Here is a 9,852-nt window from a genome sequence, read left to right as displayed (position 1 = left end):
ATGGGTTCGCAAGGGAATGTCAGAACAGTAAGGGTAAGTGATATTGACCCGGATAGATTGAATGGCCTTGATCTGCTGATCGTTGGTTCGCCCACCAGGGCATTTCGTCCCACGAAGGAAGTAACTGCTTTTCTTAACAGCATCCCTGCAAATGGTCTCAAAAACATCAAAGGGGCAGCTTTTGACACCAGGCTTTCCGCAGCAGACAAAAGGTCCTTCTTATTCAGGATCTTGGCAAAACGGTTTGGATATGCTGCTGAACCCATAGCAGACAAACTTGTGAAAAAAGGAGGAAAGCTCATAGTTCCGCCAGAATGGTTCATAGTAAAGGATCCTGAAGGCCCCCTTAAAAGTGATGAACTCGAACATGCTGCAGAGTGGGCGAGGTCGGTCATTGAAGTAAGCCTGGCATAACATGAGAAACTTCTGGCAGCTTACAGGGCAGGTCGGTAGTTAATGCAAGAGCTGAAGATAGCACAAGATGCTGCTATTACTTTCACCTTGCATGGTTTAGCTTCTTTAACCTGTAAAAGCTATATACGATTTGTACGCTTTGCGTCAGGGCGTACTATACACACCTTCGGGGGCATCCGTACAACATGCTCCCGTTATTCAATTTACCTTCTTTGCCTCTGGTCATTAATGGGTTCGGTGAAGATCCATTATATACCACTACTGTAAAAAGAATTCACTGTCTATTCCTTGTAAAAACTTTATTTAGCGGTTGATTTTGAAAACTTCTGATTGTATATATTGCTCAATGGATATTGGCATAACTCTCAAAAGATTCATATTTAGATATATCTACAGAGAATGCATCTGTGTACGTATGATCCTCGTTATGCTTTGCCAGAGCAAAACCCACAAATGACAATCCTATTCCCAGATAAGGATGTTCAACAATTATCAGGCCGATAGCAGCTGTAAGGAATAATGACCAGTATTTTTCAAGCATATTTATAAAAATCATTGTTCTACTATATAAATAAAATTTTAATAAAAAATCGTTAGAATATTTTATAATGATTGATTATTAGGTTCTTTTTACTGGCCACTTAACTTTCATATCTCTAATAAACAATTCTTTAAACAGCAAAAATTAATATAATTTTAATTATATATTAGATTCTACTAGCATCTTTATGGCTTAACATAATCACCTAGCCTATACATTCAAACTAAGTTAAGCCTTTAAAATGCTGTTTATCGTGGAATGGACAGAAACACGGAGGTGAGATAAATGGTAGTGAAAGAGCAGAAGAAGTCAGGGTCCAAGAAGCCTGCACAGGAAGGATATCACACATATCCATACGACGGATCCCAGAAGAGGAAGTGATCTGGTATAAAGATCACAGTCTGATCTATGTTCATGGGAGGGAAACCTCCTGTCCTTTTCGCGTTAAGGTAAAACCTCGGGTATCATATTTAAAATGGTGTAACTCTTTTTTAAACGGATGGAATGTCTTGAAGGACGTCAGCATGGAGAAAAGGATTATTTGGATGATCATGCTGACGTCCGGCAAGTTCTGAGGGTACTTTTCCACGTATCAGATCCCACTCTCCAAATATGGTTGCATCCAATAATTGAAGCCTATTGTATATAACCGGATTCGACTTTGATCTTCATATTGTATGGGATTCTCGCCCATGATCTGGATGATCTTGTATAATGCTAATCTTCTATTTGCCTGTGCATGATCATGCAGGTAACGACTTTTTTACATGAATGAGCAAAGTTTGCTGCATATGTAGTACCTCGCATCTCTGTAGAGATCCCGGTATAGTGTGGTACATGCATTCACAGCTTTTTCTCATCATTATGAGAATCAGTATATTCTTAAGTGTAGAAAAATTTAAATACATATATTCAGAGGTATCTACTATATCAATAGTAAGGTGGCGAACCCACCATGATATCACGGGGTGTCCCGGATCGATGTCATTGCTCTGTCAATGACTTAATGTGGTGTTCAAGACCTGTTAATAGAAAAACGAGGAGAGATATCATATGGAATTTGTAACTGTAACCTGTCAGAACTGTGGTAGCAAGATGTATGTTCAGAGCAAGTCCGTCCGCAAGGAAATGTACTGCACTATCCACTGTCTTGAAACAGGCACCTCATCAAAGATCTGAGCGCTCGTTCTAAGCACTCACACCTCATCTTTCTGATGCCATTTCATTTACTAAGGACATTCTTTTCACTTCTGATAACATCAATATACAATGAAATGCGATTATTTTATATGTCGCTGATTACCCTTACCACAGATTTCGGTTCTGTTTACCCTGCTGCCATGAAGGGGGTCATTCTGGGCATTGATCCCCGGGCAACTATAGTTGACATTTCTCATACTGTTCCTCATGCGGACATAAGGGCCGGAGCCTTCGCCCTCTACTCTGTAGTGCCTTATTTTCCGGTGGGCACCGTACATGTGGCCGTAGTGGATCCTGGAGTTGGAACGGCACGGAATTCAATAGTCATTTCTGCAGGAGGTCATCTTTTTGTTGGTCCTGATAACGGTCTCATGGTCCCCGCAGCTTCACGGATGGGAAAAATGGAGATACACAAGATCACAAACTTAGGTCTGCTAGGGGATGTATCCGCCACTTTTCATGGAAGGGATGTATTTGCCCGTATCGGCGCCTATCTATCAGAAGGTATGCCCCTTGAAGAGGTAGGTGAAGCCACTGAGGATCATGTTCACCTGGACTTCGGAACAGCTGAAGCTGGAAATGATTCCATTTCAGGTCAGGTCATCTATATAGATGATTTTGGTAACATCATTACCAATATACAGGCTTCAGATGTGTTCAAGAAGTTCCGCTTTGAAGAACGCATAAGAATATTCGGCAATTCAATGCCTCTTCTTGAAACCTACGGATCTGCAGAAATAGGAGAATTATTAGTTCTTATTGGCAGCCATGGTTTTCTCGAGATCGCTGTTAATAGGGGTAGCGCTGCAAAAAAGCTGAAAATAGGATGTGAAGATGAAATAAAGATCGAAAAAAGTTGAGCCCTTAATTTTCACATCCATTTATAGTGCCTCATTACCTCGAGGTTCATGTCATACAATAGGCTGTTCTCCACATATCCGAAGAACAGGCATCTGTGGCAATTAAGAGGGATTAGCTTCCTTTTTTCCCGGCTGCTTTCCCAAACTTTTTGCAGTCCGTCCTTTACGTTTCCCAGGGGTTCCCTTTCAACTCTGCAATGCTCTATGGTGCCATCAGCAGTTACATTTAGTATAAGTTCCCCTGCATGGCATCTGAAATCAGTGTTCATGTCCCTTGCCATCTTCAGATAGGTGTATGAATTAATAATGGGATAACCTTCTTTTTTCATTTGGATTATCATGTCCACTGTCCTGCGATATTTCTCAACATCTCTTACGCCGATGTTCTTCCATACGTCATCCGCTATTCCTGAAAATTCGTACATTGGTTCGAAAGCTATGCTCACGCCCAGTTCTGCGGCAAGTCGTATGAGCTCTTCAATATCATCGAGGTTCCTGCCGCTTAGTACACAGTTCATGAGTATGGGATTTTTCATGTATCTTTTTGCTTTTATGATACCAGGCAGTATTTTGGTCTTAAAGTCAACCCCTCTTATCTCTCTATAGCTGTTTATGCCATCGACGGATACGGAAAGGTAATCCAGGTCCTTAAGTTGCTCTGCTCTTTTTTCCAGCAGCAGTCCGTTGGTTATGAGAAAAGTTACTATGCCCAGTTCTCTGGCATGCTGGAGGATCTGTGGCAGGTCCTCTCTTAGCAAAGGCTCTGCTGTCCATGCATTGTATATCATTATTCCAAAGTCCTTTGCCTCATCCAGCAATCCGGTGATCTCCTGCAATGTCATTTCAGGACCGTTCTGTTTCCAGTATTCACAGAAACTACATCTCATGTTGCAGCGGGAGTTGATAGCATGAGAAAGCACAAGAGGACGTTTTCTGATCCTTGTTTGCCAGAATGCTTTTGTTGCCGTGAAGGGTGATCTGGACATGATTCAATATCTACATCAGTTGATGATTTAAATATTCTGTTACAGGATACAGCAAAAGCTGTACAGATGTACAAAAATACATTTTGAAAAAAGATATGCCCGTAGAACACGGGCATGTACAGATGTTTGTAAGTTGGTTGAAGTACTTATCCGAAGAGTGCACCGAGACCGGCCATTCCGCTCTCTTCTGCTTCTTCCTTGGATTCTTCTTCCTTTGCTGCCTCTGCTGCTGGGGCTTCGGCTGCTGCCACCGGGGCCGCTGCTGCCGGAGCTGCTGCAACTGCTGCAGTTGCCATGGCTTCCTCTATGTCCACGTCCTCAAGGGCTGCAATGAGCGCCTTTACACGTGATTCGTTGACTGCGGTACCAGCTGCCTGAAGAACGGCAGTTATTGCATCTTCTGTAATCTCTTTACCAGCTTTGTGCAGTAAAAGTGCTGCGTATATGTATTCCATGTGAAATCACCTTTTATCAATGTAAGTTATAGTCTGTCTTATCCGAAAAGTGCTCCAAGGCCGGCCATTCCGTCCTCTTCAGAACTCTCTTCTTCCTTCTCTTCTTTCGCTTCGACGGCTTCCTCGCCCTTTGTTTCGGTTGTTGTGCTCACTGCTGCTGCAGCTGCGGCTCCAAGGGCCTGTTTAAGCTCATCGTCTACTGCGTCCTCATTTTTAGTTGAGGCTGCAGCAGCCACAGCAAGCATCTGTGACTGAGCCTTGCCCATCAATGCTCCCATCAGTTCCGGCTCGAACACGGCAGCATAAATACCGAGGTTCCTGGATTCTGTTGAAGCTTTTGCGATAAGCGCTGTTATGTTGTCTGCAGTTGGATATGCTGCGTATACTGACAGGTTGAATGCCTGCTTTGCGGCCAGAGCTATGTCGTTGAAGTACTGTGTTTCGTCCACAGCCAGCACATCTGGACGGAATATGGATCCTTCTTCCAGAACTGCTCTTAAGTCCAGTCCAACGACCATTGGATAGATCTCAAGCCTGTTAAGCATAGATGCAAGCAACTGGGGAGCTTTTTCACCCTCTTTCAACACGGTCTTTGTTTCCTTTACAACGACCTTGCCTCCATCAATGGCTGCAGGAATTCCAGCTTTCTGCAGATCGCCCAGAATGGGTCCGGGTGGAAAACTTGTTGGCCTTGCCTCAACTACAATGTCCTTTGGAGCCACAGCACCGGCCTTTATTGGTGAAGGTGTCTTGCTCTTTTCGAGAAGTTTGAACAGTTTAAATGGATTCTGATCAGAAAATACTAATGCCGTCTGGACATCAATAAATTCGGCCATATCCTTTACATCCTGGCCTAGTTCCTCCAATGCCCTTCTTATCAGGGTGTTCCTGGCCACTTTGATATATGCAGTTCCCTGCAGCTCTCTCCTCATTTTCTGGAGCTGCTTTGCAGGAATACCTTCAATACCCACTATACCAAAGAGGTGGTAGGATCTTATGAGCTCTTTTATTTCCTCGATCTCCTTGGCCTTCCATTTTGGTATATGTGACGAGTGGTGATCAATTTCCATATTACATCACCTTCACTGATTTACCCATCGTGGTCGTCAAATAGATCGACCTGATGTTCTGGCTGCCTTTCTCAAGGGACTGCTCGAGTCTGGAGATCACCGTTTCTATGTTGTCGGCCAGCTTTTCTACCGGCATGTCTCTGCGGCCCACTGACACGTGGAAGGTCAGTTTATCCTTTGACCTTATACGCACGGAACTTCTGGAGGAGTTGATCACATCAGCTACGTTCTTTCCAGGCTGGAGCGGTATTGGCATTTTTCCCCTGGGACCCAGGACAACACCGAGGCTCTTACCAATGAGTGGCATGTACTGTACTTCAGCTATGAAGAAGTCACATTCATTGGCTACTGCCCTTGCGCGTGCTTTATCCTCTTTCATATCGTTGATGTCTTCCTCAGTGAAGACATAGGTAGCACCCGCATCTTTTGCCTGAAGACCAACCTCACCTTTTGCAAAAACAGCGACCTTCAAGTCCTTACCAAGACCATGTGGAAGTATGATCTCTTCGTCAACACGGTTCTTGGGCTGACTCATGTCAAGGTGTTTTAGGTTGATTGCCAGATCAACGCTTTCCATGAATTTGCGCTGCGGCGATTCCTCTAACAATTTATTAACAGCTTCTACTGTTTCCTTATTTACCATTCTGTTCCTCCCGTAGTGCTGAACTGCCGTTCCTCGGCCACTTCGGCCTACTACGGTCTGTAAAGGGGCCTGGAATATCCGGCCCGTTATTTTGACATTGCTCCCAACGTGGAGCATAGTTCTTATATCTATCGGTTATATAGCGTGGATCAAGCTTCTGCCATCAGCACATCATCGAATTTACCTTCATCGATGGCCTTTTGACATTCCCTTGGGTCCATTCCTTCTGCTGTTACACCCAGAGTAAGGCACGCTCCCAGCACTTCCTTTACTGCTGCCTTCATGGAATATGCCAGCATTACGTCCCTCTTCATGCGTGCTATCTTCATAGCCTGGTTTATCTTCAGGTCTCCTACCTTGTTCGTCTTTGGTTCGCCGGAGCCCTTTTCGATGCCCAGTTCCTTCTTGATCAACGCAGCAGTTGGTGGCGTACCAACTTCTATCTCAAAGCTCTTATCATCGGCAACTATCACTTTGACAGGTACCTGCATGCCGTTATAATCTTTTGTTTTCTCGTTGATCTTATCTATAACCGCTTTTATATTGATCCCTAAAGGTCCAAGGGCCGGGCCAAGAGGTGGTCCGGGATTGGCTTTTCCTCCAGAGACCAGTGCTTCTACAACATTTGCCATGTGAGTATCACCAGTTATATTTATTATATATAAATTTTAAATGTTCAGGACTCTTCCTCTTTCCTGAGGACCCTTACAGTGTCACCACGTATAGTTATAGGTATCGGTACCACAGCATCGAACAGTTCAACAGTGATCTCCTCGTGCCCTTCATCTACACGCTTGACACGTGCTCTTTCTCCTTTAAAGGGTCCGGATGTGATCTCTATGATCGCACCTTCGGTTATACCGGTTACCGTGGGTTTAGGTGTGAGGAAGTGAGATATCTCTTCAATGCTGGACTGTCCTTTGATCACTGCCCGAGCGTGCGGAACTGTTTGGATGGCCTGCTCCACTATACCGGGTGACGTGCTCTCCACCAGTACGTATCCTTTCAGTTCGTCCGGGGCCAGGATAGCACGAATGTCCAGGTGATCTTTCCTTGCCACAATTGCCATCATATTTGCCACAGAACGTTCCTGATTAGCAGTTGTTTTCACCACGAATACAGCAGAAGGTTCAGCCATCATTCACACCCACTTCGGTATTTCCACCATTGCTATATAGATCAGGAATCCCATAAAACCAATGGCAAGGATCCCCAGACCGGCTACCTTAGCAATTGTCAGGAACTCTTCTCTGGAGGGCTTCTTCGTTAGTTTCAGAACCCTTATGTGTGCTCTTATAATAGATCCTATAGAGTCCACTGTGGTATTTAATTTGCTTGAATCTATATTATTCCCTGCCAATATCTTCACAACCGATTAAGCCTTATGTTCTCTAACTTTGAACGAATGACGAGTAGTCAGATTTTAATCATGCTATAAAATAGTACCGGCCATCTACAACTTCTTCTCTAAAATAGTTTTCGATTATTTCAGCAGGCAGACTAAAAGCTGCCTACTGGATCCCATTCATTTTACAAAATCAATTCCATACTTGCGTGTAACGTTTCTGGTACCGCCGTGACCGTAGATCTGAGGAGATTTGACACCAGTAACAACAAGCATTGTTCTCACTGTATTTTCCAGTTCCTCATCTACCTGCGCACCCCATATGATCCTCGCATCGGGGTCAATGCGGCTGTATACTTCCTGAACTACACTTTCAGCTTCTGCTATGGTCATGTCAGGACCGCCAACTACGTTCACAAGAGCCGATGTGGCACCGGATATATCTACATCCAGCAATGGGCTTCTTAATGCCTTCTGCACAGCCTCTACAGCTTTCATCTCGCCTTCAGCTTCACCAAGACCGATCATTGCAACGCCACCGTTCTGCATGACGGTCCTTACGTCGGCAAAGTCGAGGTTAACAAGTCCTGGCTTTGTGATCAGTTCAGTAATTCCCTTAACCGCCCTCATCAGCACTTCATCAGATACCTTAAAAGCAGCCTGCAGCGGGAGCCTGGGCACTACTTCCAGAAGCTTGTCATTTGGAACAACTATTACAGTATCTGCAACTTCTCTGAGCCTCTCCAGGCCAGCTTCGGCGTTCATACGCCTTACATGCCCTTCAACTCCAAAGGGAAGAGTTACTACGGCAATGGTCAAAGCGCCTGCATCTCTCGCGGCTTCTGCAACGACTGGTGCAGAACCGGTTCCGGTGCCTCCGCCAAGCCCTGCGGTTATGAACACCATATCACTGCCCTCTACAAAAGCCCTGATCTCATCAACGCTTTCCAGCGCGGCCTCCTCTCCTACCTGAGGAAGACTGCCGGCACCAAGGCCTCTTGTCTTCTTTCTTCCTATCAATATCTTCTTATCGGCATTGACCCTCAGAAGGTGCTGTGCATCAGTATTTATAGCTACTAGCTCTGCTCCTTTGATTCCCTCATTGGCCATCCTCTGCGTACTGTTAGACCCTCCGCCACCACAGCCTACGACCTTGATCACAGTCCTCAGGTCACGGAGCATTTCCTCTAACTCTGCATTGATATCGTTCGGTTCAGGCACACGTGTATGGAGGCGTCCTTCCTCTTCGGACCTTGCAAGTGCCTCTTCTACTATGGATCTCATTCTTCTTCTCCCTTGAGTGGAAATCGTGTTATTTACTTAAGAGTAATGGTATTTCCCAATGTAATTCTTCTTGTGGTTTTTGTATAAACCATTAATGGTTCTACAATTCTGCCATTGGCAGTTACAGGGTTCCCATTTTTCAACTCTGCGAACATAGGACCAGGAGGCACGCCCAGCTCCCGGGCAAGTTCCGGGTCGAACCTCTCCTCTGTAATATATAGCGTCATCTCTTCCGGGATATATTTTATTTCATAATGCTCTTTTAGTATTTTAATGCATTCATCTATAAGCATATCAGCTGAAGCCTTTTCTTTGCCTCGCTTGCACATCATTATGCCGGGCAATGTTCCATTATCCTTTTCAAGGTACACAACATTCGACATTCCAAGTAAGTCTATCACTTTATTCTTATCAGCAGACACCGCTTCACTGAAGATGCCCTCATCCATCACAAAGGTCTGAACGTCCTCTGTGCTTGAACCTACGTCGTCGAGGATCATCTGCCTGAATCCATCTGTTATTCTCAGGCGGCTGCCGGGACATGACCTTTCTGCCAGCTTAAGCATATGAGAATAAACATGCCAGGGCAATCCATGCATATCTAAGATGTCGCTTTCCCTCAGCAATTGCAGACCAAGTTCTTTGACGATATCAGTGAACTTTTCTTTATGCGCCGATGACATCGCCCTGCGGTCAAAATACACAAGATCAGCATTTGACTTATCGATGGCCTGCCGCACAAGTTCCAGATCCAGGTTATCAAGCTGATGATTTGGAAAATTATGTCCGAATGTTATATTGTTCTCAAGTAATATTTTGGACTGCCTCTTTGCATAGTGCCCGCCCCCAAAACCAACGGCAACCGGCATTTTCTCTTCTTTCATCTCCAGTATTGCCCTGGCAGCTATCTCTCCTGCCATCGGGTCTTCCCACTGTTCTTCTGCACTGCCGATCTCAGCATAGACCATGGGTGAACGAACATCCGTTGGTCCATGATGTGTGGACTCCATGGTAACTTCATAACCAGTATTAATGGCCATTTTTTGCATGTTGA

At 44.8% G+C, this 9,852-nt stretch carries 12 protein-coding genes and 2 pseudogenes; 3 read left to right on the top strand and 11 right to left on the bottom strand.

Features of this window, described 5'->3' with window-relative positions; translation table 11 throughout:
* The coding region (locus A4E24_RS04575; RefSeq protein ID WP_292352079.1) for a hypothetical protein at positions 1 to 414 on the top strand (414 nt) is incomplete at its 5' end.
* Between the two features lie 343 nt (positions 415 to 757).
* On the opposite strand, the gene A4E24_RS04570 is transcribed toward A4E24_RS04575, so the two are convergent.
* Positions 758 to 955, bottom strand: coding sequence for a hypothetical protein (locus A4E24_RS04570; protein WP_292352078.1), 198 nt, complete (start codon positions 953 to 955; stop codon positions 758 to 760).
* A gap of 1,053 nt (positions 956 to 2,008) precedes the next feature.
* On the opposite strand from A4E24_RS04570, the gene A4E24_RS04565 reads away from it, so the two are divergent.
* Positions 2,009 to 2,134, top strand: coding sequence for a hypothetical protein (locus A4E24_RS04565; protein WP_292352076.1), 126 nt, complete (start codon positions 2,009 to 2,011; stop codon positions 2,132 to 2,134).
* 110 nt (positions 2,135 to 2,244) lie between these two features.
* Entirely contained in the window at positions 2,245 to 3,015 is a 771-nt protein-coding gene (locus A4E24_RS04560) for an S-adenosyl-l-methionine hydroxide adenosyltransferase family protein (protein WP_292352074.1), read from the top strand.
* A gap of 11 nt (positions 3,016 to 3,026) precedes the next feature.
* Here the strand turns inward: A4E24_RS04560 and A4E24_RS04555 are convergent, their stop codons facing one another.
* The 10 genes and pseudogenes from A4E24_RS04555 to A4E24_RS04510 form a co-directional block, all read right to left on the bottom strand.
* Positions 3,027 to 4,001, bottom strand: coding sequence for a radical SAM protein (locus tag A4E24_RS04555; RefSeq protein ID WP_292352072.1), 975 nt, complete (start codon positions 3,999 to 4,001; stop codon positions 3,027 to 3,029).
* A 146-nt stretch (positions 4,002 to 4,147) separates the two neighbouring features.
* Positions 4,148 to 4,456, bottom strand: a complete 309-nt coding sequence (rpl12p, locus tag A4E24_RS04550; protein WP_292352070.1) for a 50S ribosomal protein P1 — start codon at positions 4,454 to 4,456, stop codon at positions 4,148 to 4,150.
* A 38-nt stretch (positions 4,457 to 4,494) separates the two neighbouring features.
* Positions 4,495 to 5,526, bottom strand: a complete 1,032-nt coding sequence (locus tag A4E24_RS04545; RefSeq protein ID WP_292352068.1) for a 50S ribosomal protein L10 — start codon at positions 5,524 to 5,526, stop codon at positions 4,495 to 4,497.
* Position 5,527: 1 nt separating this feature from the next.
* The gene (locus A4E24_RS04540; protein WP_292352066.1) at positions 5,528 to 6,169 is read right to left on the bottom strand and encodes a 50S ribosomal protein L1; all 642 of its coding nucleotides are present in this window, start codon (positions 6,167 to 6,169) and stop codon (positions 5,528 to 5,530) included.
* A gap of 149 nt (positions 6,170 to 6,318) precedes the next feature.
* Positions 6,319 to 6,801: a 50S ribosomal protein L11 gene (locus A4E24_RS04535; RefSeq protein WP_292352064.1), complete on the bottom strand. Its 483-nt coding sequence runs from the start codon at positions 6,799 to 6,801 to the stop codon at positions 6,319 to 6,321.
* Between the two features lie 44 nt (positions 6,802 to 6,845).
* A complete protein-coding gene (locus tag A4E24_RS04530) occupies positions 6,846 to 7,307 on the bottom strand; it encodes a transcription elongation factor Spt5 (RefSeq protein ID WP_292352083.1) in 462 nt (153 codons plus the stop codon).
* A gap of 3 nt (positions 7,308 to 7,310) precedes the next feature.
* A complete protein-coding gene (locus A4E24_RS04525) occupies positions 7,311 to 7,514 on the bottom strand; it encodes a protein translocase SEC61 complex subunit gamma (protein WP_292352081.1) in 204 nt (67 codons plus the stop codon).
* A gap of 180 nt (positions 7,515 to 7,694) precedes the next feature.
* A complete protein-coding gene (ftsZ, locus tag A4E24_RS04520; protein WP_292352062.1) occupies positions 7,695 to 8,798 on the bottom strand; it encodes a cell division protein FtsZ in 1,104 nt (367 codons plus the stop codon).
* Positions 8,799 to 8,893: 95 nt separating this feature from the next.
* Positions 8,894 to 9,001 (bottom strand): annotated as a pseudogene (locus tag A4E24_RS04515) (ribonuclease Z); the annotation flags it as partial.
* A gap of 480 nt (positions 9,002 to 9,481) precedes the next feature.
* Positions 9,482 to 9,808 (bottom strand): annotated as a pseudogene (locus A4E24_RS04510) (D-aminoacyl-tRNA deacylase); the annotation flags it as partial.
* Positions 9,809 to 9,852: the final 44 nt, after the last annotated feature.

The sequence above is a fragment of the Methanomethylovorans sp. PtaU1.Bin093 genome, from assembly GCF_002067275.1.
GTDB lineage: Archaea > Halobacteriota > Methanosarcinia > Methanosarcinales > Methanosarcinaceae > Methanomethylovorans.
The sequence above is the reverse complement of the archived record's forward strand: the minus strand, read 5'-3'. Positions and strand labels throughout refer to the sequence as shown.

What these genes read in the sequence shown, in the direction of transcription:
- A4E24_RS04570 (WP_292352078.1), bottom strand. Translation starts at nt 955, where the DNA reads ATGCTTGAAAAATACTGGTCATTATTCCTTACAGCTGCTATCGGCCTG.
- A4E24_RS04565 (WP_292352076.1), top strand. Translation starts at nt 2,009, where the DNA reads ATGGAATTTGTAACTGTAACCTGTCAGAACTGTGGTAGCAAGATGTAT.
- A4E24_RS04560 (WP_292352074.1), top strand. Translation starts at nt 2,245, where the DNA reads ATGTCGCTGATTACCCTTACCACAGATTTCGGTTCTGTTTACCCTGCT.
- A4E24_RS04555 (WP_292352072.1), bottom strand. Translation starts at nt 4,001, where the DNA reads ATGTCCAGATCACCCTTCACGGCAACAAAAGCATTCTGGCAAACAAGG.
- rpl12p (WP_292352070.1), bottom strand. Translation starts at nt 4,456, where the DNA reads ATGGAATACATATACGCAGCACTTTTACTGCACAAAGCTGGTAAAGAG.
- A4E24_RS04545 (WP_292352068.1), bottom strand. Translation starts at nt 5,526, where the DNA reads ATGGAAATTGATCACCACTCGTCACATATACCAAAATGGAAGGCCAAG.
- A4E24_RS04540 (WP_292352066.1), bottom strand. Translation starts at nt 6,169, where the DNA reads ATGGTAAATAAGGAAACAGTAGAAGCTGTTAATAAATTGTTAGAGGAA.
- A4E24_RS04535 (WP_292352064.1), bottom strand. Translation starts at nt 6,801, where the DNA reads ATGGCAAATGTTGTAGAAGCACTGGTCTCTGGAGGAAAAGCCAATCCC.
- A4E24_RS04530 (WP_292352083.1), bottom strand. Translation starts at nt 7,307, where the DNA reads ATGGCTGAACCTTCTGCTGTATTCGTGGTGAAAACAACTGCTAATCAG.
- ftsZ (WP_292352062.1), bottom strand. Translation starts at nt 8,798, where the DNA reads ATGAGATCCATAGTAGAAGAGGCACTTGCAAGGTCCGAAGAGGAAGGA.